Origin of the sequence: Methylobacterium sp. J-030 (assembly GCF_022829545.1) — a bacterium.
Lineage (GTDB): Bacteria > Pseudomonadota > Alphaproteobacteria > Rhizobiales > Beijerinckiaceae > Methylobacterium.
This window is the reverse complement of the sequence record NZ_JAKSYM010000226.1, coordinates 92047-117935: the sequence shown is the minus strand read 5'-3', so window position 1 is coordinate 117935 and position 25889 is coordinate 92047. Positions and strand designations below refer to the sequence as shown.

Genomic DNA, 25889 nt, shown 5'->3' with positions numbered 1-25889 from the left:
ATACCAGCCGGGGATTGTCGCACCGCACCGCGCGTTTGCGATGGACGGATCCGGCGCGGTTCGGCGATATGGCGGCAAGAAGCGAAATGCGGGAGGACAGTGCTTGGCACGGGACGTGATCCTGGCGACCGACGGCCTGACGATGGAATTTCGCGGATTCCGCGCCGTGAACGGCGTGGCGCTGCAGGTCGAGCGCGGGACGATCCACGCGCTGATCGGGCCGAACGGGGCCGGCAAGACCACCTGCTTCAACCTGCTGACCAAGTTCCTGATCCCGACCGCGGGCACGATCCGCTACAAGGACCGCGACATCACCGGCCTAAAGGCCGCCGACGTCGCCCGGCTCGGCCTCGTGCGCTCGTTCCAGATCTCGGCGGTGTTTCCGCACCTCACCGTCATGGAGAACGTCCGCATCGCCCTGCAGCGGCGGCGGCGCGGCGATTCCTTCGACTTCTGGCGCCCCGAGCGGGTGCTGCGGGCGCTGAACGGCGAGGCGTTGGAACTCGTCGAGGCCGTGGGCCTCTCCGAGTTCGCCGACGTGCAGGCGGTCGAGCTGTCCTACGGCCGCAAGCGCGCGCTGGAGATCGCCACCACCCTCGCCCTCGATCCCGAGATGCTGCTCCTCGATGAGCCGATGGCCGGCATGGGCCACGAGGATGTCGACCGCACCGCCGCCCTGATCCGGCGCGTTTCGAAGGACCGGACGATCCTGATGGTGGAGCACAACCTCTCCGTCGTGGCCTCCCTGTCGGACCGCATCACCGTGCTGGCCCGCGGACAGGTGCTCGCCGAGGGCGATTACGCCACGGTGTCCAAGGATCCCCGCGTGGTCGAGGCTTATATCGGGGCGGGACATGCCTGAGGCCGTGCGGAAGACCTTCACGCCCGCCGCGGCAACCGGCGCGCTCCTCACCGTCCGCGGCCTGGAGGGCTGGTACGGCGAGAGCCACGTGCTGCACGGCATCGACATCGACGTCAGGACCGGTGAGGTGATCACGCTGCTCGGCCGCAACGGCGCCGGCAAGACCACGACGCTCCGGGCGATCATCGGCATCCTCGGCAAGCGCGCCGGCTCGATCTTCTATGACGGCGTCGAGACGGTGCGGATGGCCTCGCGCAACATCGCCCGGCTCGGCATCGGCTACGTCCCGGAGGAGCGCGGCATCTTCGCGAGCCTCACGGTCCACGAGAACCTGATGCTGCCGCCGCGGGTGAAGCCGGGCGGCATGTCGGTCGCCGAGATCCACACGCTGTTCCCGAACCTGAAGGAGCGCGCCGGCAGCCAGGGTACCAAGCTCTCGGGCGGCGAGCAGCAGATGCTGGCCATCGGCCGCATTCTGCGCACCGGCGCCAAGCTGATCCTGCTCGACGAGCCCACCGAAGGTCTCGCGCCGGTGATCGTCCAGCAGATCGGCCGGACCATCCAGCAATTGAAGTCACAGGGCTACACCATCATCCTGGTGGAACAGAACTTCCGCTTCGCCCAGACCCTGGCGGACCGGCATTTCGTGATCGAGCAGGGCCGGGTGGTCGACATGATCCCCAACACCGAGCTTGATGCCAATATCGACAAGCTTCACGCCTATCTCGGCGTCTGAAGTCGGTCCAAAAATACTGCTGAAGCGCCAGGATCGGTGCCCCGAGTCTTGGCCGGCGAAAGACCGTCTGGCCGATAGTGGATGGAAACGAAATGTTCGGACGTATCGCCCGGCCCGTGACCCTCTCCGCCCTCGCGGGCGCCATGATGATGGGCAGTGCGGCGGCGCAGACCACTGTGAAGATCGGCATCCTCGGCGACCGCTCAGGCGCCTATTCCGACATCAGCGGCGAGGGCTCGGTGGTGGCCGCCAAGCTTGCGGTCGAGGATTTCAAGCCGGAGCAGCACGGGCTGAAGGTCGAGATCGTCTCGGCCGACCACCAGAACAAGCCGGATGTCGGCGCGGCCATCGCGCGGCAATGGTACGACCGCGACGCCGTCGACATGATCACCGATGGGGTGACCTCCTCGGTGGCGCTGGCGATCAGCCAGGTCACCAAGGAGAAGAACAAGGTCTTCATCGACACCGGCGCCGGCACGGCCGACCTCACCGGCCCGCAATGCACGCCCAACACGATCCACTGGGTCTACGACACGGTGGCGCTCGCCAACGGCACCGGCGGCGCGATGGTGAAGCGCGGCGGCACCACATGGTTCTTCCTCACCGCCGATTACGTCTTCGGCCAGACCCTGCAGCGCGATACCAGCGCGGTCATCACCAAGAACGGCGGCACGGTCGTGGGCTCGGTCAAGACCCCGTTCCCGACCTCGGACTTTTCGTCCTTCCTGCTCCAGGCTCAAGGGTCGGGCGCCAAGGTGATCGGGCTCGCCAATGCCGGCACCGACACGATCAACTCGATCAAGCAGGCCGGCGAGTTCGGCATCACCGAGGGCGGGCAGGCGCTGGCCGGCCTCCTGGTCTTCTCCTCCGACGTGCACTCGCTCGGCACAAAGGTCGCCCAGGGGCTGGTGCTGACCGAGCCGTTCTACTGGGACCTGAACGACCAGACCCGCGCCTTCTCGGACCGGTTCGCCAAGCAGATGAAGGGCGGCTCCAAGCCCACCGCCAACCACGCGGGCGTCTACTCCGACGTGCTGCACTACCTGAAGGCGGTGGCCGAGCTGAAATCGACCGCCGACGGCGCCGCGACCGTCGCCAAGATGAAGGCGATGCCGACCGACGATCCGCTGTTCGGCAAGGGCGTGATCCGCGCGGACGGGCGCAAGATCCACGACATGTACCTGTTCGAGGTCAAGAAGCCTTCCGAGTCGAAGGGCGAGTGGGACCTCTACAAGAAGCTCGAGACCATTCCCGGCGATCAGGTCTTCCGCCCGCTCAACGCGGGCAATTGCCCCCTCGTGAAGGGCTGAGCATGGTAGGGGGGCACGGAGACCGGCCATGACGACGATCTTCGGAGTGCCGATGCAGGCCCTGTTCGGGCAGTTGCTGCTCGGCCTGATCAACGGCTCGTTCTACGCGATCCTGTCGCTCGGGCTCGCGATCATCTTCGGGCTCCTGAACATCATCAACTTCGCCCACGGCGCGCTCTACATGATGGGTGCCTTCGTGGCCTGGATGCTGCTGACCTACGTGGGCCTCGGCTACTGGTGGGCGCTGGGGCTGGCGCCCCTCGTGGTCGGCGCCTTCGGCATCGTGCTGGAGCGGGTGCTGATCGCCCGGCTCTACAAGCTCGATCACCTCTACGGCCTGCTCCTGACCTTCGGGCTGGCGCTGATCATCCAGGGCCTGTTTCGCAACCAGTACGGCGTCTCGGGGCTCCCCTACGCGATCCCGGCCGAGCTGTCTGGCGGCCAGCGCCTGCCGTTCATGTTCCTGCCGAACTACCGGGCCTGGGTGGTGGTCGCCTCGCTGGTCGTGTGCATCGCCACCTGGCTGGTGATCGAGAAGACCAAGCTCGGCGCGTATCTCCGCGCCGCCACCGAGAATCCGACGCTCGTCCAGGCCTTCGGCGTGAACGTGCCCCTGTTCCTGACGCTGACCTACGGATTCGGCGTCGCGCTCGCGGGCTTCGCCGGGGTGCTCGCCGCGCCGATCTACTCGGTGAACCCGAACATGGGCGCCGACATCATCATCGTGGTGTTCGCCGTGGTGGTGATCGGCGGCATGGGCTCGATCATCGGCTCGGTGATCACGGGCTTCGCCCTGGGCCTCGTCGAGGGGCTGACCAAGGTGTTCTATCCGGAGGCGTCCGCGACCGTGATCTTCGTGATCATGGTACTGGTGCTGCTCGTCAAACCCGCCGGCCTGTTCGGGCGCACGGCCTGACCGCGAAGAGGCTCGACACCCATGGCCGACACCGCCGCCATCGACGCCGCCCCGATCGCCGCCGCGCCCGCGACGAGCCGGGACGACAAGGCGCTCCACCGCCTGATCTTCGTCGGCATCGCCGTGCTGCTGATCGTGGCGCCGCTGGTGCTCTATCCCGTCTACCTGATGAAGGTGCTGTGCTTCGCGCTGTTCGCCCTCGCCTTCAACCTGCTCCTCGGCTACGGCGGCCTGCTCTCCTTCGGCCACGCCGCCTATTTCGGCATGGCGAGCTATCTCTGCGCCTACACGGCCAAGCAGCTCGGCTTCACGCCCGAACTCGCAATCCTCAGCGGGACCGCCACGGCGGCTTTGCTCGGGCTGGTCTTCGGCGCGCTGGCGATCCGCCGGCAGGGCATCTACTTTTCGATGATCACCCTGGCGCTCGCCCAGATGGCGTTCTTCTTCTCGCTCCAGGCGAAGTTCACCGGCGGCGAGGACGGCATCCAGGCGGTGCCGCGCGGCGCCCTGTTCGGCACGATCAGCCTCGCCGACGACCGGGCGATGTACGGCCTCGTCTGCGTGATCTTCATGGCCGGGATGCTGCTGATCTACCGCATCATCCACTCGCCCTTCGGGCAAGTGTTGAAGGCGATCCGCGACAACGAGCCCAGGGCGATCTCGCTCGGCTACCGGGCGAGCCAGTACAAGCTCGCGGTGTTCGTGCTCTCGGCGACGCTCGCCGGTCTCGCCGGCTCGACCAAGGCGATCGTGTTCCAGCTCGCCTCGCTCACCGACGTCCATTGGTCGATGTCGGGTGAGGTCGTGCTGATGACGCTGGTCGGCGGCATGGGCACGGTGTTCGGGCCGATCGTCGGCGCGCTGGTCATCGTCACCATGGAGACCTACCTCGCCCAGTTCGGCGCCTGGGTGACGATCATCCAGGGCTGCGTCTTCGTGCTGTGCGTGCTGCTGTTCCGGGAGGGGATCGTCGGGCTCATCGCCCGGGTGGTGCGCCGGCCGCTGTGAACCGCGTCCCTATTTGATCGCGAACAATTGACGGTAAGGCGCCATTAACCAAACGGCATCAACCTGGAGTTCCACAGACCTCAGGCCCGCCATGATGAACGCCGGTTCGCTCAGCATCGACGACCCCGCGGTCGACTGCCCGGTCCCACCGGAGACCGTCGGCCGCCTGATCAAGGCCGATCCGGAGGGCGCCGCCTACCTCCTGGACGGGATCCCGGAGGCGACCCGGGCGCGTCTTGCGGTCTGGCTCTACGGACGCAGCCATACGCACGAGATCGGCGTCCGCGTGGCGGCGACCTGCGACGGCACCACCCTGCGCCGGGCCGCCGGGATCGTCGGCAACGTGCTGTACGACCTGTCGCGCCGCCCCTACGCGGCGCCGAGCCACGGGACACGGGCCGGCGCGAACCGGATCTCCCTTGGCGGGTCGAAGCGGCGCGCCTGAGCGTCGCGCCCTTCCACGCCGGCGATTGGAACGTCGCCGGGGAGGGGCTATCGTCCGGGGAATGCCCGCCCTCCCGTCAGCGCCGTCCGTCCGCCGCCTCGATCCCATCCTCGTCGACCGCATCGCCGCGGGCGAGGTCGTGGAGCGCCCGGCCTCGGCCGTGAAGGAACTCGTCGAGAACGCGATCGATGCCGGGGCCCGGTCCATCGAGGTCACCGTCGAGGCGGGCGGCCGTCGGCTGATCCGCGTGGTCGATGACGGGCGCGGGATGACGCCCGAGGACCTCGACCTCGCCGTCGAGCGCCACGCCACCTCCAAGCTCCCCGGGGGCGATCTGACGGCGATCGATACGCTGGGCTTCCGCGGCGAGGCTCTGCCCTCGATCGGGGCGGTGTCGCGGCTTTCCATCGTCACCCGCACGCCGGAGGCCGAGGCCGGGGCGAGCCTGACCATCGAGGCGGGCCTCAAGGGTCCGGTCCGACCGGCGCCAGCGCAGCGCGGCACGCGGATCGAGGTGACCGAGCTATTTGCCGCGACGCCGGCCCGGCTCAAGTTTCTGAAATCCGACCGGGCCGAGAACGCCGCCATCGCCGAAACGCTGCGCCGACTCGCGATGACTCAGCCCGGAATCCGTTTCACCCTCCGGACCGAGAGCGGCCAGCCCCTGGTCCTGCCGATGGAAACAGGCCCGGAGGCCGATCTGCGCCGGCTCACCGCAGTGCTCGGGCCGGATTTTGCCGCCAATGCCCTGCCGGTCTCCCTCGCCCGGGAGGGGTTCGCGGTGACGGGCCATGTCGGCCTGCCGACCTATCACCGGGGTGCGGCGACCCACATCCACCTCGCGGTCAACGGCCGTCCGGTGCGCGATCGGCTGCTCCTCGGGGCGGTGCGCGGCGCCTATGCCGACACCCTGGCCGCGGACCGCCACCCGGTGCTGGGGCTGACGATCGCCTGCGATCCCGAACGGGTCGACGTGAACGTCCACCCGGCCAAGACCGAGGTGCGCTTCCGCGAGCCGGGGCTGGTGCGCGCCCTGATCGTCAGCGCCATCCACGAGGCCCTGCGGCGCGGCGGCGCCCGCTCGGCCACCACCGGCGCCGCCCGGACCCTCGACGCCCTGCGCCCGGCCGGGCCGGCGCTCGCGATCCATACCGGAGCGGCCGCGCCGAGCCTGTTTCAGCCTGCGCGGCCGAGCCCGTTCCCGGCCGGCGCACCCTCGGTGGCGGCGCCTGCGGGCTACCGGACACCACAGGCATGGCGGCCCGCCCCGATGCCGCGCTCCGCGGAGCCGGCTTACGCCCTGATCGGGGAGGCCGGCTTCGCGGAGGCACCACAGGCGGCCTTCGCCGGGGAGGTCGTGGCCCCGCCCCAGGCGGATGTCCGGCCGCACGCCGAGGCCCCGGAGGCGTTGGATCATCCCCTCGGCGCGGCCCGGGCGCAGATCCACGAGACCTACATCCTCGCCCAGACCCGCGACGGCCTCGTGATCGTCGATCAGCACGCCGCGCACGAGCGTCTGGTTTACGAGCGGATGAAGGCGGAGCGCGCGGCCGGCGGCATCGCGCGGCAGGGGCTGCTGATCCCCGACGTGGTCGAGATGAACCCCGAGGAGGCCGACCGCCTCGCCGCCGCAGCGCCGGACCTCGACCGGCTCGGCCTGACCATCGAGGCCTTCGGGCCGGGAGCCGTGCTGGTCCGCGAGGTGCCGGCCGCGCTGCTCGGCGCCTCGGTGCGCGACCTCGTGACCGACATCGTCGACGCCCTCGAATCGAGCGGCGACGAGGAGGGCGGGGATGCGGCCACGGAGGGTGGTCCGCTGGGCCGTCGCCTCGACGCGGTGCTCTCGCGCATGAGCTGCCACGGCTCGGTCCGCGCCGGCCGGCGCCTGCGGCCCGAGGAGATGAACGCGCTCCTGCGCGAGATGGAGGCGACGCCGAATTCCGGCCAATGCAACCACGGCCGCCCGACCTCGATCGAGCTGAAGCTCTCCGACATCGAGCGGCTGTTCGGACGGCGGTGACCTGCCACCCTTCGCTGTTGGCAGCACCGAACAGCTGCCGCACTTCGTTTCGCCTTGCGGTTGCCTGCAACCGCATAGACCGTGAAGAGAGTCAGTTGGGGCGCCAGTCCCAATCGACAGGCGTTGCTCGAGACCGCGCATAGGCCTTCGCCGGAGCCCGCGACCCATGGATTTCACCATCTCGCCCCGCGTCGAGGATTACCGGGCGGGGATCGCGGCCTTCGTCGAGGCGCATGTGGTGCCGCTCGAATCCGATCCGTCCGCCTATGACGGCCACGGCAACATCGCCCTGCCGGAACTCGCCCGGCTGCGCGGTCTCGCGCGGGAGCAGGGGCTCTGGTGCCTCCAGCTCAAGCCCGAGACCGGGGGCGCCGGCCTCGACAAGGTCGGCATGGCGGTCTGCTACGAGGCGATGAACCGCTCGATCTTCGGGCCGGTCGTGTTCAACTCCGCCGCCCCGGACGACGGCAACATGATGGTGCTGGAGAAGGTCGCCACCCCGGCCCAGAAGGCGCGCTGGCTGGCGCCGATCGTGGCCGGTCAGGTCCGCTCGGCCTTCGCCATGACCGAGCCGCATCCCGGCGGCGGCTCCGATCCCGGGATGATCCAGACCCGGGCCGAGCGGCGGGGCGACACCTACGTGGTGACCGGCCGCAAATGGTACATCACCGGCGCCGAGGAGGCCGCCCACTTCATCCTGATGGCCCGCACCTCCGACGATGCGCGAAAGGGCCTGACCGCCTTCCTGTTCCACCGGGACCAGCCCGGCTGGGAGATCCTGCGGCGCATCCCGATCATGGGGCCGGAGGAGCATGGCGGCCATTGCGAATTGCTGTTCGACGGGCTGGAGATCCCGGCCGAGAACGTCCTGATGAACGAGGGCGATGGCCTGAAGCTCACGCAGATCCGCCTCGGCCCGGCGCGGCTCACCCACTGCATGCGCTGGCTCGGCCTGTCGAAACGCTGTGTCGAGATCGCCCGGGCCTACGCGACCGAGCGCCACGGCTTCGGCATCCGCCTGGCCGACCGCGAAAGCATCCAGCTCATGCTCGGCGATCTCGCCATGAAGATCGAGATCGGCCGCCTGCTGGTGATGAAGGCGGCCTGGGCGCTCGACCAGGGGAGCTTCGCCCGCAAAGAGGTCTCGATGGCCAAGGTTCACGTGGCCAACTTGCTCCACGCGGCGGCCGATGTGGCGATCCAGATCAACGGCGCCCGGGGCTACTCGACCGACACCCCGCTCGAATGGATCTACCGCTACGCACGACAGGCGCGGCTGGTGGACGGGGCCGACGAGGTCCACAAGATGGTGCTCAACCGCAACCTGGAGGCCGAGGGCGACGCGTTCTGGTCCTGGGATGTCGGGACGTGAATGGCCGTGCGTTCCGGCATGCGGCAATCTCCAAGCCGCGCCCTCATCCTGAGGTGCGGCGAAGCCGCCTCGAAGAAGGCTCCAGGGATTCGGGAGCGTCGCGGAGGTCTCCTTTGAGGCCTCCGCGACGCTGCGGCACCTCGGGATGAGGGAGCCGGATGGAATCCTGGCGCCGGTTCGCGCGGATTTGCGGCTCTTGAGTGACCGGCCAGAGGAGGAAGGTCCGAAACCATGACCGATGTCGTGATCACAGGCGCGGTTCGCACCGCGATCGGCACCTTCGGCGGCGCGCTCGCGGGCACGCCGCCCTCCGAACTGGGGGCGCTCTGCGTCGCGGAAGCCTTGAAGCGGTCCGGTACGGCGCCGGAGCGCGTTGGCCACGTGGTGTTCGGCCACGTGATCCCGACCGAGCCGCGGGACGCCTACATCGCCCGGGTCGCCGCCATCGAGGGCGGGGTGCCGAAGGAGGTGCCAGCGCTCACCGTCAACCGGCTCTGCGGCAGCGGCCTGCAGGCGATCGTGTCGGCGGCGCAATCGATCCTGCTCGGGGATGCCGAGATCGCAGTGGCGGGCGGCGCCGAGAACATGAGCCGTTCCCCGCATATCGTGAAGGCGGCGCGCACCGGCCAGCGCATGGGCGATATCGCCCTCGTCGACTACATGATCGGCGTTTTGAGCGATCCGTTCGGCAACGGCCATATGGGCGTCACCGCCGAGAACATCGCCGCGCGCTACGGTGTCTCCCGCGAGGCGCAGGACGCCTTCGCGGCCGAGAGCCAGGCGCGGGCCGCCCGGGCGATCCGGGAAGGCGTCTTCCGCGATCAGATCCTGCCCGTCGCGGTCCAAAGCAAACGCGAGACCGTCGCGTTCGACACCGACGAGCACCCGAAGCCGACCAGCGCCGAGGATTTGGCCAAGCTGCGGCCGGCCTTCTCCAAGACCGGCAGCGTCACCGCCGGCAACGCCTCGGGGCTGAACGACGGCGCCGCGGCCCTCGTCCTGTCGAGCGCGGCGCAAGCCGAGCGGGATGGCGCGAGGCCGCTCGCCCGGATCGTCGGCTACGCCCATGCGGGCGTCGACCCGTCCGAGATGGGGATGGGCCCGGTCCCGGCGGTAAGGCGGCTGCTCGACCGGACCGGGATGCGGCCTGCGGATTTCGACGTGATCGAATCGAACGAGGCCTTCGCGGCCCAGGCCTGCGCGGTGTCCCGCGCCCTCGACCTCGACCCCGCCCGGGTGAACCCGAACGGCGGCGCCATCGCGCTGGGCCACCCGATCGGCGCCTCGGGGGCGATCATCGCGGTGAAGACGCTCTACGAGCTGGCCCGCACCGGTGGCCGCTACGGGCTCGCGACCATGTGCATCGGCGGCGGGCAGGGCATCGCCGTGGCGTTCGAGCGGCTGCACTGAGATGACGGACCTGTTCGACCTCACCGGCCAGCACGTTCTGGTGACCGGCGCCTCCAGCGGGCTCGGCCGCCACTTCGCCGGAACACTGGCTCGGGCCGGGGCGCGGCTGACCTTGTGCGCGCGCCGGGCCGACGCCCTGGCGGAGACCGTCGCCAGCGTCACGGCGGCGGGCGGGCAGGCCCACGCCGTCGTGATGGACGTGACCGACGTGAGCAGCGTCGAGCGGGCGCTGGACGAGGCCGAGGCCCGGTTCGGACCGGTCGAGATCCTCGTCAACAATGCCGGAATCACCGCGACCAAGCCCGCCCTCGACCTCGCCGAGGCGGAGTGGGACGCGGTGCTCGACACGAATCTCAAAGGCGTCTGGCTGGTAGCTCAGGTGACCGGGAAGCGGATGGTCCGGCACGGCGCGGGCGGCAGCATCGTCAACATCGCGTCGATCCTCGGACTGCGTGTCACCGGCGGGCTCGCGCCCTACGCCGCCTCGAAGGCCGGGGTCGTCCAGCTCACCAAGAGTCTCGCGCTGGAATGGGCGCGCCATGGGATCCGGGTCAACGCCCTGGCGCCCGGCTACATCAAGACCGAACTCAACGACGCGTTCTTCGATTCGGAGGCCGGGAAGGCCCTGATCAAGCGCGTGCCGCAGCGCCGGCTCGGCGAGGCGGCCGAGCTCGACGGGCCGCTCCTGCTCCTCGCCTCGAAGGCCGGGGCCTACATGACCGGCAGCGTCGTCGCGGTCGATGGCGGCCACCTCGTCTCGGGCCTGTAGCAAATGGAGCAGGAACGGCTGCGCGGCTGGATCGCCGGGCGTCTCGACCGCCCGGATCTGGTGATCGAGGAGATGCGTCCGCTCGGCGGCGGCTCGATCCAGGAGAACCGCCTCGTCCGCTGCCGGTTCGGCGGAGAGCAGCGCGGCTTCGTGCTGCGCATGGATGCCCCCGCCACGATCGCGTCGAGCCGGTCCCGCGCCGAGGAGTTCCGCATCCTGGAGGCGGTCTGGGAAGCGGGCGTGCGCGTGCCCGAGCCGGTGGGCTTCTGCGCGGATCCGGCGGTGATCGGCGCGCCCTTCGCGTTGATGGGGCTTGTGGAGGGCGTCGGGCTGGGTCCGCGCATCGCCAAGGACCTGACGCTGGGCGGCGACCGCGAGCGCCTGACGGAAGCGCTGGGCCGGGAACTCGCCCGGATCCACGCGGCGCTCGACCCCAGGGCGGTGCCCGCATCGCTCGCCTTCCTGGGCGCGCCGGACCCGGACCCGGCCCGGGCCGAGATCGCGCGGCTGCGGGAAAACCTCGACGGCATCGGCGCCCGGCGGCCAGCGATCGAGTGGGGGTTGCGCTGGGGCGAACGTCGCGCGCCCGCTTGCGCGGCGCCGACCCTCGTGCACCGGGATTTCCGCACTGGCAACTACATGGTCGATGAGACCGGCCTCACGGCCGTGCTGGATTGGGAATTTGCCGGCTGGGGCGATCCCGCGCAGGATCTCGGCTGGTTCTGCGCCGCCTGCTGGCGCTTCGGCCGGCCCGATCTGGAGGCCGGCGGCATCGGCTCGCGCGCGGCCTTCTACCGGGGCTACGCGGAGGCGGGCGGGAGGCCGATCGATCCCCAGAGCGTGGCCTATTGGGAGGTGATGGCGCATCTGCGCTGGGCGGTGATCGCCCTGGAGCAGGGCGCGCGCCACGTCTCCGGCCGCGAGTTCTCCCTCGAACTGGCGCTCACCGGCCGGATGGTGCCGGAACTCGAACGGGCGATCCTGCGGGCGACCGCCCCCGCGGCATGGAGCTGAGCATGCAGGACGAACCCTCCGGCGCCGCCCTCCTCGATGCCGCCCGCCGGGCGCTGACCGAGGAGGTCATCCCCGGTCTGACCGGCCGCCCGCGCTACGTCGCCCTGATGGTGGCGAACGCGATCGGCATCGCCGCCCGGGAGATCGCCGAGGCTGAGCGCCTGCGCGCGACCGGCGCGGATGTCCTGAGCGGGGGCTCGGCCGAGGCCCTGGTCGCGGCGATCCGGGCGGGCGCGCGCGATGCCGATCCGGATCTCCACGCAGCCCTGGAAGCGGCCGCGGCGGTGTCCGCGCGGGTGTGGAAGCCGGCTGTGTCGGGAGGGTAAGCCTCCACCGGATACACGAGCTTCGGAAAATCCAAATCTCGACCTCATCCTGAGGTGCCGGAGCGCAGCGAAGGCCTCGAAGGAGCCCTCCAGCCGGCCGCACGATCCCTGGAGCCCTCCTTCGAGACCCGCTGACGCGGGCACCTCAGGATGAGGGCGTGGGGTGGACGATCCAGGGGGCTTCTTCACAGCCCCCGCGCGCGATCCCGCAGCACGAATTTCTGGATCTTCCCCGTCGATGTCTTCGGCAGCGGCCCGAACAGCACCGTCTTCGGCACCTTGAACCGCGCCATCCGCTCGCGGCAGAAGGCGATCAGCTCCCGATCGGTCGGTGGCTCCGTGCCGGGCTTTACTTCCAGGAACGCGCAGGGGCTCTCGCCCCAGGTGGGGTCGGGCCGGGCCACAACGGCCGCCAGCATCACCGCGGGATGGCGCATCAGCACCTCCTCCACCTCCAGGCTGGAGATGTTCTCGCCGCCCGAGATGATGATGTCCTTCGCCCGGTCCTTGATCTCGACCGAGCCGTCCGGATGCCAGACCGCGAGGTCGCCGGTCCGGTACCAGCCGCCGGCAAGTGCCCGCGCGGTGGCTTCGGGATTGCCGAGATAGCCCTTCATCACGGTGTTCCCGCGCAGGCAGATCTCACCGACCGTCATGCCGTCCCGCGGCACCGGCCGGTCGGTCTCCGGATCGACAACCTGCGCGGCCTCGAGCGTCGCGAGCGGCACGCCTTGGCGCGCCATGCGGGCGTAGCGGTCCGCCTCGCTGAGATCCGTCCAGTCCGGCTGCGCCAGGCAGACGGTGGCGGGGCCGTAGCTCTCGGTCGCGCCGTAGAGGTGAAGCACCTGGAAGCCCAGCTCTTCCATGGTGCGGATGATCGTCGAGGATGGCGCCGCTCCGCCCACCGCGCAGCGCACCCGCTGCGGGAAGGTCACGCGGTCGGCCTCCGGCGCGTGCGCGATCATCGACAGCACGATCGGCGCGCCGCAAAGATGCGTGACGCCGTGCTCCGCGATCAGCCGGAAGATCGCCGCCGGCTCGACCTTGCGCAGGCAGATCTGGGTAGCGCAGGCGGCGACGCTCGCCCAGGGGTACGACCAGCCGCTGCAATGGAACATCGGCAGCGTCCAGAGATACACGCTCTCGGCGGTCAGCCCGAAGGTGACGGCATTGCCGAGCGCCTGGAGATAGGCGCCGCGATGGCTGTAGACCGCCCCCTTCGGGTCGCCCGTAGTGCCGGAGGTGTAGAGCAGGCAGAGCGACTGCCACTCGTCCGCGGGGCCGGCCCAGGCGTAGTCCGGATCGCCCGCGTCGAGCAGGGCTTCATAGGGAATGGCATCGGCGATCTCGGTGGCGCCGATCGCCACCACCAGCAGGGGCCGTCCGAGTTCCGCGAGGGCCTGCGCCGCCAGATCCGCGTACTCGGCTTCGACGATCAGCGCGCGGGCGCCCCCGTGCGCGAGGGAGAATGCGATCGTCGCGGCGTCGAGGCGCGTGTTCAGCGGGTTGAGGACGGCGCCGAGCATCGGTACGGCGAAGTGGGCCTCGATCATCTCGGGGACGTTCGGCGCCAGGATCGCCACGGTGTCGAGCCTGCCGATCCCCCGTGACGCGAGGCCGGAGGCAAGGCGCCGGCAACGGGCGTACAGATCGCCGTAGGTGAGGCGCCGGTCGCCGTCGATCACGGCGACTCGGGCGCCGACGGCGGCGGCGGCGCGCGCCAGCAGGCTCACCGGGGTCAGGGGGACGTAATTGGCCGGCGTCCGGTCGAGATCGCGCTCGAACGGATGGCCCCCTGCATCGCGGGCCGGCGCGGGCCGCGGTTCGAACTCCGTCATCGGTCTGCCTTCTGATCGGGCGGCGGGCGTGGCGTTCGCTCCGCCCGCCGATGATTTCCCGCCGGGTCGCACTGTCAATCGCCGGTGCACCCGGTCGCGGTGCCTCGCCGCGCTTCTGTTACGGCGCGTGGTTGACGGCGCGGCGTCTCTGGCGGATGCCCATTTCGTAGGCTTGGCCGATCCGGCCCGGCGGAGGGGGTGACCGTGGGGAACGACAACCTGCCGATGGTACCCGCCCAGGCGGGGCGTGCCTTGGCCGAGGGCGGCGTGGCGCGCGCGCGCGAGGCCTACGAGCGCTTTGCCGAAGCCGGCGAAATGGCGCTCAACGCCTTCGAGGCATCGATGGCCCAGACCTTCGAGGGCTGGCGTTCCGTGATGGGCTCCAGCCGCGAGACCGCCCATCAGCTCAGCGAGAGCAATGGGGCCGGCGCACGCAGGATGCGCGAGCAGTGGGAGGCGGCCGGGGCTCGGCTCTACAACGCGTTCGAGGACAATGCCAGCCACACACTGGCGGCGATGCGCGAGATCGGCCACCGCATGCTCGTGGCGTCGGACACGAACATCCGCGCCAACCTCGATTTCGCCGAGCGGGTGGCGAAGGCCGCCGATGCCCGGGAGGTCGCGACCCTGAACGTTGCCTTCCTCCAGGAGCAGGCGCGCCGGCTGACCGACCAGATGGTCGACCTCCACCAAACGACGAGCCGGCTCGCCCGCGAGGCCGCCGCGCGCACCGAAACACCGTGACCCCAGACGCGGTGGCGCCGACGGCACCGATGCCGCGGCTCGACGATCTGAGCCAGGCCGACGTGCCGTTCCGGACGGGTGCGTTCTTCGCCTACGCGCCCCACGACTTCCACCGCATCGCCTACGTCGAGTGGGGCGACCAGGACTCGCCGCACGTGGTCGTCTGCGTCCACGGTCTGAGCCGGCAGGGCCGGGACTTCGATCCGCTGGGCTATCTGCTGGCCAAGAAGGGCTACCGGGTCGTCTGCCCCGATCTGCCGGGGCGGGGTTTGAGCGGTTGGCTCAAGGATCCGGAACTCTACGGCCTGCCGCAATACGCCGCCGACATGGCGGCGTTGATCGCGCATCTAGGGGCGCCCGGGACGATCGACTGGGTCGGCACGTCGCTCGGCGGCCTGACCGGCATGGTGCTCGCCGCCGCTGCGAACACGCCGATCCGTCGGATGGTGATCAACGATATCGGCCCGTTCCTGCCCTGGGCGCCGATCCGCCATATCGGCTCGCGCCTGCGCGACGCGCCACGGCTGCACCACAACCTCGCTTCGGGCGAGTCGCGCCTGCGCACCGTGCTGGGATCGTTCGGGCCGCTGACCGACGAGCAGTGGCGCCACATCGCAAAGCACAGCTTCTTCCGGGAGTCGAACGGCGGCTGGCGGCCCCATTACGATCCCGGCATCGGCGACGCGTTCCGGCCCGGCCGGGTCTACAGCGTCAGCATGTGGCGTGACTGGGACGCGATTCGGTGTCCGGTCCTGCTGCTGCGCGGGGCGCATTCGGAGCTGCTTCTCGCCTCGACTGCCGACGAGATGACACGGCGGGGACCTCCGACCGAGCGCGTCGAGATACCAGATTGCGGGCATGCCCCCGCGCTCCTGGACGAGCAGCAACTCGCGATCGTCACGGGCTGGCTCGGACCGCCGCCCTGAGATCGTCCTGGATCAGCGATCCGGCGGTTCTACAGCCATCGAGAGATCGACCAATGAATTCGCCGCATGGTAATCTGACGACGGCGCAATCCGGCTGTGGCTGCAAATATTTCGTCCGTAAGTTTTGCGTAGCCCGGTCCCAGTGAAATAAGTCGGGCGATCCCGCTCGACCGGAGCGGAAGCTCTCGCCTGTCAGGTCAATTGACCATTTTTGGTATCTTAGATCTGGTGGACGTGACCTTTCGTTGCACAGCGGGCTTGGCTGTGGCATCTACCGAGGGCAGGCTAGAATCTGTGCCGCACGCTCCAGCAGCACTGTGTTGTAGCCGGCGGCTCGGGTCGCGACCGCGCATGCCCGCCAACAGAAATGATGTTCGGACTTACGAAGATGGCCAAGCCCAGTCCCAAGCCGAAGCAGACCACGGCGATCGATCACGGCGTCGGCAGCCGCATCGCGTTCCTGCGCGCGGCGAACGGGTTGAGCCAATCGGCTTTGGCCAGCGCGCTGGGCGTTAGCTTCCAGCAAGTTCAGAAGTACGAAACCGGCAAGAACCGCGTCGGCGCGGGCCGGCTGCAGGCGATCGCCGAACGGCTCGGCGTGCCGGTATCGAGTTTCTTCGAGCCGGAACCCGAAAGCACGACCGAGAATGGTCCGTCGCTGCTGCGCGTGAGCGGGGCCGTCGAACTCCTGCGGGCCTACAACCAGATCGCCGACGACCAGATGCGCCGCGATGTCCTGAGCCTCGTGAAGTCCGCGGCACGCATCGGTCAGAATCTGGCTGTCTGCAGTGCGTCCGCGGAGCCGCGATCGGTCGGCGACGCGGCGCAGGGCGCCTGAACGCAGAGCGCCTGCGGATGATGCGGGGCTGACGGCGCGTCAGGACACCTCGGCGTCAGGATTCGGAGCGGCGATCCGGAGCCGTGACCGAGCGCCCTGCGTCCCGACACGGCCTAGCCGCATCCCGTTGACCGGCGCGCCAGCACCGGGCAGCCTCGCGAAATGCTGCGGCGTCGGAGATGCGGCCCGAAATGGATCCGGCGGACATCGTCCACCTGTTGTCCGACCTGCCGTCGGGTGGGGCGGATGAGGTCGTGTCGCTGCTGCTCTCGGCGCCGGGCCTGCGGGTAGACCGCATCGTGTCGACCGGGCAGGCGAGCCCGCCGGGGTTTCACTATGACCAACCGCATGCCGAGTGGGTTGCGGTCTTGGCGGGTTCGGCCGACCTGCGATTCGCCGACGAGACGGAACCGCGGCGCTTGATCGCCGGCGACGCCATCTTGATCGCGCCCCACCGGCGCCATCGCGTCGAGCGGACCGAATCCCCGACCGTGTGGCTCGCGATTCATTTCGGCGCGGACGTCGGTGGTCCCGAGGATCGACCCGAGCCCCTCAGCCAGCAAACCGGGCGAGGGTGACGGCGGTATCCCCATAGGTACGCCTGTCCAGTTCGGCGAAACCCGCGGGCCAGATCACCTGAACGGCCTCGGCCTCCTCCACCACCGCCAGGGCGCCGGGCGCAAGCCACGCGCCGGCCACGGCGCTGGCCAGGGCTCGGGGCGCGAGATCGCGACCGTAAGGCGGATCGCAGAACATCAGCGAGAACTGTCCCGCCGCCCCGGCCGGCCCCAGTCGGGTCGCATCGCGCCGGAAGAGCCGCGTCTGACCCTCCGCACCGAGGGCCTCGATGTTCGACCGGATCACGCCGCGGGCTTCGCTCCCGTCATCGACCAGGAGCGCATAGGCCGCACCGCGCGAGAGAGCCTCCAAACCCAGGGCCCCGGTGCCGGCGAACAGATCCAGCACACGGCTTCCGGACAAGACTTCCGGGTGGGTATGCGCCAGCACGTTGAAGAGCGATTCCCGGAGGCGATCGGAGGTGGGCCGGATAGCATCGGTGCGCGGAGCAGAGAGGCGGCGGCCGCGCCAAGCGCCGCCGACGATCCTCATCGCGTGCCGCGGGGCGGGCGGGTGCCGCCGGGCTTGCCGCCACCCGGCGGCCGCCCTCCGGGCCGCCCACCGCCTCCGGGGCCACCCCGGCCGGATCCCTTGCCGGCAAAACCGCCGGATTTGCCGCCGGGCCGCGCACCGCCCGCCTTGGCGCCGCCGAAAGCCGGCTTGCCGCCGGCCGGCCGGCGATCCTGGGCCCCGAAACCAGCCTTGCCGCGGGCCGGGCCCTGACCCGGAGATCCATCGGACGGGCGCTCCCGCCGCGGGGCCCCTTTGCTCTGCGGTCGCGCATCACGTCTTGCGTCGCCCCATCCACCCTCGGCGCTCTGGGGCGCGGGTCGGCGCAGCCGCTCGCCCTGATTATCCTGGCCGCGGGGCGACGGTGCGCGTTCGCCGCGCGGTGCGGACGTGCGCTCGACCCCGGTGGCGCCGGCACGCCCGGGACCGCCGCCTGCCCCGCGCTGCGCCCCCGGCGGACCGTCATCGGCGTAGCGGCGGCGCGGCTTCGCCGGCTGTTCGACCTCGACCGGGCTGGCCGCGAGGCGCTCCACGACCACCCTGCGGTCTCCCGCGCGGATCGAGCCCACACGCTCCCGCCCGCGCTCGGCCGCGGCGGCCTGTGCGGCGCGCGGATCGGCGCCGCGGCGGGGCACGCGCGTGCCCCGCGGCTTGCCGGCGTCGTCATCCCGCCACGCGGCCTTGCGCGGGCCCGACCCGGATCCGCCCGTCGCCACGCGCGGTGCGGGCGCGGGCCGGGCGGCGTTACGCCGGGGCGATGCGCCCTCCAGATCGCCCTTCGCACCGCGGTCGGCGGCCTTGGGCCCGCCGAACGGCGTGATCGGCTCGCGCACCGGGCTGTCGAAATCCACGCCCGCCTGCTCGGCCAGCGATTTGCCGAGCTGATCCTTCAGGACCCGGGTCCGAACCTCCTCCACAAGCCCCACCTCGAGATCCCCGAGCTGGAACGGCCCGAACGACAGCCGGATCAGCCGGTTCACCGAAAGCCCGAGATGTTCGAGGATGCGCTTGACCTCGCGATTCTTGCCTTCGCGCAATCCGAGCGTGAGCCACACGTTGTCGCCCTGGACGCGGTCCAGCATGGCTTCCACGGGGCCGTACTCCATCCCGTCGATGGTGACGCCCTTGGACAGCCGGTCGAGTTGCGCCTGATCGACGTCGCCGTGGGCGCGGACGCGGTAGCGGCGCAGCCAGCCCGTCTCGGGGTGGGCGATGACCTTGGCGAGGCCGCCATCGTTGGTGAGAAGCAGCAGCCCCTCGGTGTTGATGTCCAGACGGCCGACCGCGACGACCCGGGGCAGATCCTCGGGCAGGACGTCGAAGACCGTCTGCCGCCCTTCCGGATCGCGGGCCGTCGTCACGACGCCGCGCGGCTTGTGGAAGACCCACAGGCGGCTGCGCTCGCGCGACGGCATGGGCTCGCCGTCGATCAGGATCCGGTCGTCGTCGGTGATGTTACGGGCTGGCGAGGTCAGGGTCTCGCCGTTGACGCTCACCCGGCCGGCCAAGATCATCGTCTCGGCCTCGCGCCGCGAGGCCACGCCGGCCCGCGCCATCGCCTTGGCGATGCGCTCGCCGGGCGGCGTCGGTTCAGGGGCAGCGGACGTGGATGCGGCGGCATCGGCATCCGGCTCGGGCGTCTGCTGACCCGCGCGCTGTTTCGCCTTCACCGGCTTGGCAGCCCCTGTTGCCGGATCACCGGCGCGCCCGGCATCGGTCGCCGGGCTCCAGGGGCGGGCTTGTGGGTTCTCGAGTTCCGGACGGTCGGAACCCTCCGGTCTGTCGTCGTTCGGCATGTCGCTCATGCTCCGGGCCTTACCAGAGCCGATACCGACAGGCGAGACGGGTCTTGAAGACCGTTCCGGCAGGCTGCCGAAACGCAAAGTGGCGTCCTCCGACGGAACGCCCCTTTCGTGCGTCGGCGACGATCGCGCGGACCAGGATCGCGTGGCCCCAGACGACCGCGCGTCAGATCCGCGGTGAGCGGCCGCGCATCACCCCGAAGACGGCCGAGATCAGGAACAGGGCGATCGCGACGAAGAAAACGATCTTGGCGGCCTCCATGGCCGTGCCGGCGATGCCGCCGAAGCCGAGCAGAGCTGCGACCAGTGCGACGACGAGAAACGTGACAGCCCAACCGATCATGACAACCTCGCGTTGTACGAGCCGAATCTGAGTGGGAACCCGCCTTCGGCGGGTCCCGTTCCGATCATCCCGCGGCGATCAGAGCTTGTCGGTCGCCGACTTGACGGTGTCCTTGGCGCTGCCAACCGTGCCCTGGGTCTTGCCCTTGAGCTCCTGGGCCGCACCCTCGGTCTTCATCTTTCCGTTGCCGGTCACGTCGCCGAGACCCTGCTTGGCCTTGCCGAGAGCCTCGTTGGCGGCGCCCTTGATCTTGTCCGTGGTGCTGCTCATGGCGTTGTCCTTTTATGGTCCTGCGGCGACGCCGCACGAGACGCTAAGAACGGTCACGGTCGTGCGAATGTTCCCGGTCTTAACATTGCTTTGGATCAATACGGCGGCATCACGCGGGCGCCCACACCGCTCGGGACACCAGCCCCATGACGCCTGACACAAGGATTCAGCCCGGGATCACGACGGCGTTCGAACTTGCCTTCTCGGCGGCCCGCCAGGGGGCGGCGGCCGGCGAGGTGCCGGTGGGGGCCGTCGTGGTCCGGGATGGAACCGTGCTGGCCGTCGCCCATAACCGCCCCCGAGCCCTGCGGGATCCGACCGCGCACGCGGAGATCCTGGCGATCCGGGCGGCCTGTGCGGCGCTCGGCGAGGAACGGCTGACCGGCTGCGACCTGTATGTGACCCTCGAACCCTGCCCGATGTGCGCCGGCGCGATCACGTTCGCGCGGATCCGGCGACTCTATTACGGGGCGTCCGATCCGAAGGGCGGCGGTGTCGAGCACGGGCCGCGCGTGTTCAATCAGCCGACATGCCACCACGCGCCGGAGGTCTATAGTGGCTTCCGTGAGCGCGAGGCCGCTGCACTTCTCCGGGACTTCTTCGCGGCGAAGCGGGTATGATCGCGGGACATCGCGCCCGATCCAGAGGACAGCGCCATGATACCAGCCTATTCCCGCGCCCTGATCGTCGGGGCCGGCTCAGGCCTCAGCGCATCCCTCGCCCGTCTCCTGGCGGCTGAGGGAATGCGGATCGGCCTCGCCGCCCGCAACGTCTAGAAGCTCGCCGGCCTCGCCGCGGAGACGGGGGCCGCCGTCCATGCCTGCGACGCGACCCGGCCGGAGCAGGTCGAGGCGCTGTTCGCCCGCCTGGAGCCGGCGCTCGGGGGCGCGCCCGACGTGGTCGTCTACAACGCCAGCGGCCGGCTGCGCGGCCCGGTGGCGGACTTGGACCCGGCCGCGGTCGCGGATGCGCTGATGGTCAGCGCCTATGGCGGTTTCCTCGTGGCGCAGGCCGCGGCGCGACGCATGCTGCCCCACCGCCACGGGGCGATCCTCCTGACCGGTGCCTCGGCGAGCGTGAAGGGTTTCGCCGGTTCGGCACCGTTCGCCATGGGGAAGTTCGCCCTGCGCGGCCTCGGCCAGAGCCTCGCCCGCGAGTTGCAGCCGCAGGGGATCCACGTGGCGCACGTCGTCATCGACGGCGCGATCCGCAATCCGGCCCGCGGCGGCGAGCCCGCGGATGCGCCCGACAGCCATCTCGATCCGGATGCCATCGCGCGGGCCTATCGCGACCTGCTGCGGCAGGATCGGAGCGCGTGGACGTCGGAGCTGGAACTGCGGCCCTGGACGGAGCGGTTCTGAGCAGCCCTACGGATTCACCCGCAAGCCGACCAGGAAGGTGTTGTCGCTGAAGCTCGACCCCACCACCGTGCTGTTGATCTGCTGGTAGATGTAGGTTCCCCGCAGGGTAAGCCACCGGGTCAGGTGGTAATCGAGGCGCGCGGTCGCCGAGACGCCGTTCTCGCGGATCGTGCTGCCCTGGTAGGTGTTCTTCAGGAAGGAGCCGCCCACCACCAGCGACAGGTTGCGGAACAGGTCGTGCTGGACTTCGAGCGTCGCAACATCCGTGAGGATGCCGCTCGAACCCGGGATCGTCGTCTCGGTGACGCCGGTGGCGGCCGTCAGGCGAACCGTCGTCAGCGGACTCATCGACCAGACGAGTGCGGCGTTGATCAGCGGCGCATCGATCGCGCGCAGGGTCGGGTCGACATATTCGCGGTGCTGGATGCCTGCCGAAACCTCGCCGGTGAGCGTGCGCAGCAGGCCGAAGCTCGCCCCGAGCAGCACCGAGATCCCATCCGAGTCGCGCCGGATCCCGTTCTGGTCCTGACGCAGATCGTAGACGCGGGTATCGCCCAGGATATCGATGAAGGGGCTGAAGTCCGGATTGACCTCATAGGCGGTGCGCAACTGGAGGCTGTACTGATTGAGGTTGCGATCGGCCTGACTGATGATGGTCCCATCCGAGAGCCGGGCATTGTCGAATTCCGAGCGGTCGATCGAGCCGCGTAGGGTGACAGACAGGCGGTTGAACGTCTCGGTCGCGCCGAGCGATGCGCCGTAGACGGCGAGCAGCGGCCGGCTGGTGGACGAGGCGGCCTGCAGATTGGCGGTCGCGACCTGAAGGTTGGGGTTCCCCGTCCGCTGCGTGTCGACCAGGAAGCGCCCCTCCGCGTCGATGTGGAGATCGCGATTCGCGTCGAGGCGCCAGCGCACGACGCCGTCGGCGGCCGGGCGGCTGGCGGCTTCGTTCTGGGGCGTCTCCAGATACGCGCCGCGCAGGGAGCCCTGCAGGGAACTCGACGCCCAGTTGCTCTGGAAATCGACCGCCGCGTCGGTGCGAAGCGCCACCGATCCGCGCGCGTATTGCCGGGTGGTCTGGTCGGGATTCGAATCGTAGCCGAGGCTCTGCGCGAAACTCGGCAGGACCGTGAAGCTGCCGACTTGGTAGCCGATCGGCGCGTAGGCCGGATCCGTGGGGATCGGCCGCGCGAGATCCGTCCCTAGGATGAAGCCCGGTGTCAGAAGGCCCAGGGCAGGGGTATTGGCCAGGAGCGGCAGGATCGGCCGAAACGGCGTCGACGCCTGCGGCAGCGGGACACCGACCACCGGCTGCTGGATGATCGGCGTCAGCCTGAGCGAGGGGCTCGGAACCTGCGTGATCTCCTGGGTGATCCTCCGGGTCGCGGTTCCAAGTCGACGCGGCGGTGCGGCCCGCGACCGGAGCAAGGCCGATGGGGCGAGATTGCTCGGTGCCGTCGAACTCCCGCCGGTGCGCTGGCCGCCACTCGTGGCGCGGGTGTCGAGTTGCGAAGTGCCGGGCTGAGGCTGCCCCTGTACCGGGATCGCGGGCGAGAGCGGTGAACGCAGGCTGTCGCCACCGGTCTGATCCCCGCCGGTCGCGTCTCCGCCCGGCGAGCCGCGGCCATCATCGCGCGACAGGCCGTCTGGCAACCGCCGCCTGAGCGCCGGGAGCCCGTTCGGTGCCGTGTCGAGGCCGACGCCCGGATTGTCCGGCTGCCCAGCGACGGGGCTGATCGCATCGAAGCGCTGGGCGGCGGTCGGCGATGCCGCGACCGCCAGCGCCAGGGCCGCGTATGCGAGCCGCTTCTCGTGCCGTTCCCGCCGATCAGGCCGCGCCGTCCGCACTTGATCCCGGTCTCCACAAATATCCCGTGCATCAAATGCTGGGATTCGTTGTCCATACCGCAGCGATAAACGTCATCGGTATGGTTAATGCAGGCTAGCGCGGCGTGGTTAATGTCACGTCAACGGGGTCAGGAGGCAGCTTTCGAAACTCGCGGCGGACTGACTTCGCCGCAACAATCATTCGATTGAGATCTGCATCACGATCCGCTAAGATCGGACAGATTTCGATCGTGCCCAATAGGGATTGATCGATCTAGATAGTTGGATTGACGGGGGCCAACCATGGGCGGAAACGTAGAGTATGAACAGTCGAGCCGCATTGAGCTCGCGGTTGATATCGTCGCGGCCTACGTGTCGAATAATTCCGTGCCCTCGACCGATCTTCCGGGCCTGATCGACATCGTGCATGGCGCTTTGAGCCAACTTGCTTCGGTGCAGGGCGGTTCTAGCGGTCCGGTTGAGAAACTAACCCCGGCGCAGATCCGCAAATCGATTACCAAGGATCACATCGTCAGCTTCGAGGATGGAAAGCCCTACAAGACGCTGCGTCGGCATCTGACGTTGCGCGGATTGTCGCCCGAGGCGTACCGCGCGAAATGGGGGCTGCCGGTAGATTACCCGATGACGGCGGCCAGCTACTCCGCCCAGCGGTCGGATCTGGCCCGTGCCCTCGGGCTCGGACAACAACGCCGGAAATACAGCGGCGCTGCGGCGTCGGTCGTGGACGAGCCACCGGCAACATCGCCGAAGTCACGCGCGCGAAAGAAGGTATCGGCCGAGTAGCGCGCATCCTCGCGCGGGGCCTCCCCGGTCAGATGCCACGCCGGACAGGTGTTCGGCCGCCGGGGCGACGGCTCGGTGTCGGTGCAGAGGCCAGCCCGGTCGTGAGCCCGCGCCGGCATACGCCCTGAGGCCGAGGAATCGTCTGGGGCGACGGCGCTGTGCTGGCCGTAACCCTTATGATCGACGGGATTGAAGCCGTTTGCGCCTCGCGCAACCGTGCGGCGCGTCCGTGCGGCTAGGCAGCGGCCACGAGGCTGTCATCCTCTCCATGCTGCTTCGCACAATCAGATGCGTACCGCGCCGGAGAGTCTCGCCGTGCCGCCCTTGCCGATCCTTGCCCTGGCCGTCGCCTCCTTCGGGATCGGCACGACGGAATTCGTGATCATGGGTCTGCTGCCGGAGGTCGCCCAGAGCTTCGGCGTTACCATCCCGCAGGCCGGGTACCTCGTCTCGGGCTACGCGATGGGGGTGGTCGTGGGCGCGCCGATCGTCGCGATCGCGACCGCCCGCCTGCCGCGCAAGACGGCCCTGCTGGCGCTGATGGGCGTATTCCTGCTCGGCAATCTCGGCTGTGCGGTGGCTCCGAGCTATGCGCTGCTGATGGCGGCTCGGATCGTCACGGCGTTCGCGCACGGCGCCTTCTTCGGGATCGGCGCCGTCGTGGCGCGGGATCTCGTGCCGCGCGAGCGGCGCACCCAGGCCGTCGCGCTGATGTTCTCCGGGTTGACCCTCGCCAACGTGCTCGGCGTGCCCCTCGGCACCGCCCTCGGTCAGGCTGCCGGCTGGCGCGCGACGTTCTGGGCCGTCGTGGTGATCGGCCTCGCCGCCGGCGCGGCGATCCAGCTCTGTGTGCCGACCGGGCTACCCGGTACGCGCGGACGTCTCGTCAGCGAGTTCCGGGCGCTCGGCCGCTGGCCGGTGTTGCGGCCGATGCTGATCTCGACGCTGTGCTCGGTGAGCTTCTTCACGGTCTTCACCTACATCACGCCGTTCCTCACCACCGTGAGCGGGTTCACGCCGCAGGGGGTGACCGGCGTGCTGTTCGCCGCCGGGGTCGGCCTCACCCTCGGCAACCTCGCGGGCGGGCACTTCGCCGACCGGGGTCAGATGGCGACGATCATCGTCAGCATCCTGGGCATCGTGGCGGTCCTGCTGACCCTGGCGGTGGTGGCGCACCATCCGGTGGCGACCGTCGCGGCGCTCATCCTCTGGTCGGGGCTGGCCTTCGCGCTGGTCTCGCCGCTTCAGATCTGGGTGGTCGAGGCCGCGAGCGACGCGCCGAACCTCGCCTCCACGCTCAATCAGGGCGCCTTCAACCTCGGCAACGCGACGGGCGCCTGGATCGGCGGTACGGCCCTGACGCTCGGGGCCGGCTACGGCGAACTGCCCGTGATCGCGGCCGCGGTGTCGCTGGCGGGCCTCGGTCTCACCCTGACGGCGGTCAGCCGCTCGGTGCGGGTACTCGGCCGATCCCATCCGTCTCCCTCGTCCTGACGGGTTGGGGGCAGCCCTTTCCGATGTCCGGCCGCGTGCGCGGCGCGGGTCAGCGCTCCTGAGCCAATCACGAGCGGCCCTTTCCCGGATCGGCGGAGCGACCGCAATACCCGATCCGGGTTCAAGCCCACAAAGCGCCGCGCCGACGGCACACGGCGATCCAGAGACGCTGCGGGACGTCCTGCGCCGGATCCCGGGTCGCCTTCCGCTGACGATGCATGCCCCCGGGGACGGGTTCGTGCACGACCCGCACGATGAGGTGGCATCGAAGCGGTTCCCCAACCCCTGGAACGGGCGGTGTTATGGGGCGAAGGCAGCCGCACGCC

General features: G+C 69.8%; 25 protein-coding genes and 1 pseudogene. 20 read left to right on the top strand and 6 right to left on the bottom strand.

Annotated elements, in window-relative coordinates; translation table 11 throughout:
- Nucleotides 1–103 precede the first annotated feature (103 nt).
- The 12 genes from MKK75_RS16255 (at nt 104) to MKK75_RS16200 (ending at nt 12188) form a co-directional block, all read left to right on the top strand.
- On the top strand, nt 104–862 hold the full coding sequence (locus MKK75_RS16255; RefSeq protein ID WP_244043587.1) for an ABC transporter ATP-binding protein: 759 nt from the start codon (nt 104–106) through the stop codon (nt 860–862).
- Nucleotides 855–1598, top strand: a complete 744-nt coding sequence (locus MKK75_RS16250; protein WP_244043586.1) for an ABC transporter ATP-binding protein — start codon at nt 855–857, stop codon at nt 1596–1598. Before MKK75_RS16255 ends, MKK75_RS16250 begins: the two co-directional genes overlap by 8 nt.
- Nucleotides 1599–1690: 92 nt before the next feature.
- A complete protein-coding gene (locus MKK75_RS16245) occupies nt 1691–2908 on the top strand; it encodes an ABC transporter substrate-binding protein (protein WP_244043585.1) in 1218 nt (405 codons plus the stop codon).
- Between the two features lie 28 nt (nt 2909–2936).
- Entirely contained in the window at nt 2937–3824 is an 888-nt protein-coding gene (locus MKK75_RS16240; RefSeq protein ID WP_244043584.1) for a branched-chain amino acid ABC transporter permease, read from the top strand.
- A gap of 21 nt (nt 3825–3845) precedes the next feature.
- The gene (locus MKK75_RS16235) at nt 3846–4832 is read left to right on the top strand and encodes a branched-chain amino acid ABC transporter permease (RefSeq protein WP_244043583.1); all 987 of its coding nucleotides are present in this window, start codon (nt 3846–3848) and stop codon (nt 4830–4832) included.
- A 91-nt stretch (nt 4833–4923) separates the two neighbouring features.
- On the top strand, nt 4924–5277 hold the full coding sequence (locus tag MKK75_RS16230) for a hypothetical protein (protein WP_244043582.1): 354 nt from the start codon (nt 4924–4926) through the stop codon (nt 5275–5277).
- A gap of 61 nt (nt 5278–5338) precedes the next feature.
- Nucleotides 5339–7297, top strand: coding sequence for a DNA mismatch repair endonuclease MutL (gene mutL / locus MKK75_RS16225; protein ID WP_244043581.1), 1959 nt, complete (start codon nt 5339–5341; stop codon nt 7295–7297).
- Nucleotides 7298–7463: 166 nt separating this feature from the next.
- Complete coding sequence (locus MKK75_RS16220) at nt 7464–8669, top strand: acyl-CoA dehydrogenase family protein (protein ID WP_244043580.1); 1206 nt, start codon at nt 7464–7466, stop codon at nt 8667–8669.
- Between the two features lie 231 nt (nt 8670–8900).
- On the top strand, nt 8901–10079 hold the full coding sequence (gene bktB / locus MKK75_RS16215) for a beta-ketothiolase BktB (RefSeq protein WP_244043579.1): 1179 nt from the start codon (nt 8901–8903) through the stop codon (nt 10077–10079).
- A gap of 1 nt (nt 10080) precedes the next feature.
- Entirely contained in the window at nt 10081–10848 is a 768-nt protein-coding gene (locus tag MKK75_RS16210; protein WP_244043578.1) for an SDR family NAD(P)-dependent oxidoreductase, read from the top strand.
- Nucleotides 10849–10851: 3 nt separating this feature from the next.
- Nucleotides 10852–11862: a phosphotransferase family protein gene (locus MKK75_RS16205; RefSeq protein WP_244043577.1), complete on the top strand. Its 1011-nt coding sequence runs from the start codon at nt 10852–10854 to the stop codon at nt 11860–11862.
- A 2-nt stretch (nt 11863–11864) separates the two neighbouring features.
- Complete coding sequence (locus MKK75_RS16200) at nt 11865–12188, top strand: DUF6285 domain-containing protein (RefSeq protein WP_244043576.1); 324 nt, start codon at nt 11865–11867, stop codon at nt 12186–12188.
- Between the two features lie 185 nt (nt 12189–12373).
- On the opposite strand, the gene MKK75_RS16195 is transcribed toward MKK75_RS16200, so the two are convergent.
- Entirely contained in the window at nt 12374–14026 is a 1653-nt protein-coding gene (locus tag MKK75_RS16195) for an AMP-binding protein (RefSeq protein ID WP_244043575.1), read from the bottom strand.
- Between the two features lie 252 nt (nt 14027–14278).
- On the opposite strand from MKK75_RS16195, the gene MKK75_RS16190 reads away from it, so the two are divergent.
- From MKK75_RS16190 to MKK75_RS16175, 4 genes are all read left to right on the top strand, one after another.
- Nucleotides 14279–14770 carry a phasin family protein gene (locus MKK75_RS16190; protein ID WP_244043574.1) on the top strand — a complete coding sequence of 164 codons (492 nt, stop codon included), beginning with the start codon at nt 14279–14281 and terminating at the stop codon, nt 14768–14770.
- Nucleotides 14767–15696 (top strand): alpha/beta fold hydrolase, encoded by a 930-nt coding sequence (locus MKK75_RS16185; protein ID WP_244043573.1) that lies wholly within the window; start codon nt 14767–14769, stop codon nt 15694–15696. Before MKK75_RS16190 ends, MKK75_RS16185 begins: the two co-directional genes overlap by 4 nt.
- A 388-nt stretch (nt 15697–16084) precedes the next feature.
- Nucleotides 16085–16534, top strand: coding sequence for a helix-turn-helix domain-containing protein (locus tag MKK75_RS16180; RefSeq protein ID WP_244043572.1), 450 nt, complete (start codon nt 16085–16087; stop codon nt 16532–16534).
- Between the two features lie 191 nt (nt 16535–16725).
- Nucleotides 16726–17112 (top strand): cupin domain-containing protein, encoded by a 387-nt coding sequence (locus MKK75_RS16175; protein WP_244043571.1) that lies wholly within the window; start codon nt 16726–16728, stop codon nt 17110–17112.
- Here MKK75_RS16175 and rsmD read toward each other — a convergent pair.
- The 4 genes from rsmD to MKK75_RS16155 all read right to left on the bottom strand — a co-directional run bounded on the left by rsmD (nt 17087) and on the right by MKK75_RS16155 (nt 20077).
- Entirely contained in the window at nt 17087–17644 is a 558-nt protein-coding gene (gene rsmD, locus MKK75_RS16170) for a 16S rRNA (guanine(966)-N(2))-methyltransferase RsmD (RefSeq protein WP_244043570.1), read from the bottom strand. The genes MKK75_RS16175 and rsmD overlap by 26 nt on opposite strands.
- Nucleotides 17641–19467 carry a pseudouridine synthase gene (locus MKK75_RS16165; protein ID WP_244043569.1) on the bottom strand — a complete coding sequence of 609 codons (1827 nt, stop codon included), beginning with the start codon at nt 19465–19467 and terminating at the stop codon, nt 17641–17643. The genes rsmD and MKK75_RS16165 overlap by 4 nt, the downstream gene beginning before the upstream one ends.
- Nucleotides 19468–19630: 163 nt before the next feature.
- Nucleotides 19631–19807: a DUF1328 domain-containing protein gene (locus MKK75_RS16160; RefSeq protein ID WP_043348682.1), complete on the bottom strand. Its 177-nt coding sequence runs from the start codon at nt 19805–19807 to the stop codon at nt 19631–19633.
- Between the two features lie 78 nt (nt 19808–19885).
- Complete coding sequence (locus MKK75_RS16155; RefSeq protein ID WP_244043568.1) at nt 19886–20077, bottom strand: CsbD family protein; 192 nt, start codon at nt 20075–20077, stop codon at nt 19886–19888.
- 146 nt (nt 20078–20223) lie between these two features.
- Here MKK75_RS16155 and MKK75_RS16150 point away from each other — a divergent pair, with 146 nt between their 5' ends.
- Both MKK75_RS16150 and MKK75_RS16145 read left to right on the top strand, forming a co-directional pair.
- Nucleotides 20224–20697 (top strand): nucleoside deaminase, encoded by a 474-nt coding sequence (locus tag MKK75_RS16150; RefSeq protein ID WP_244043567.1) that lies wholly within the window; start codon nt 20224–20226, stop codon nt 20695–20697.
- 36 nt (nt 20698–20733) lie between these two features.
- Nucleotides 20734–21438, top strand: a pseudogene (locus MKK75_RS16145) (SDR family oxidoreductase).
- Between the two features lie 6 nt (nt 21439–21444).
- On the opposite strand, the gene MKK75_RS16140 reads toward MKK75_RS16145, so the two are convergent.
- Entirely contained in the window at nt 21445–23286 is a 1842-nt protein-coding gene (locus MKK75_RS16140; RefSeq protein ID WP_244043566.1) for an outer membrane beta-barrel protein, read from the bottom strand.
- Between the two features lie 282 nt (nt 23287–23568).
- Here MKK75_RS16140 and MKK75_RS16135 point away from each other — a divergent pair, with 282 nt between their 5' ends.
- Together MKK75_RS16135 and MKK75_RS16130 are read left to right on the top strand one after the other, a co-directional pair.
- Nucleotides 23569–24069, top strand: coding sequence for a MucR family transcriptional regulator (locus MKK75_RS16135; RefSeq protein WP_244043565.1), 501 nt, complete (start codon nt 23569–23571; stop codon nt 24067–24069).
- Between the two features lie 315 nt (nt 24070–24384).
- Nucleotides 24385–25563 (top strand): MFS transporter, encoded by a 1179-nt coding sequence (locus tag MKK75_RS16130; RefSeq protein ID WP_244043689.1) that lies wholly within the window; start codon nt 24385–24387, stop codon nt 25561–25563.
- Nucleotides 25564–25889: the final 326 nt, after the last annotated feature.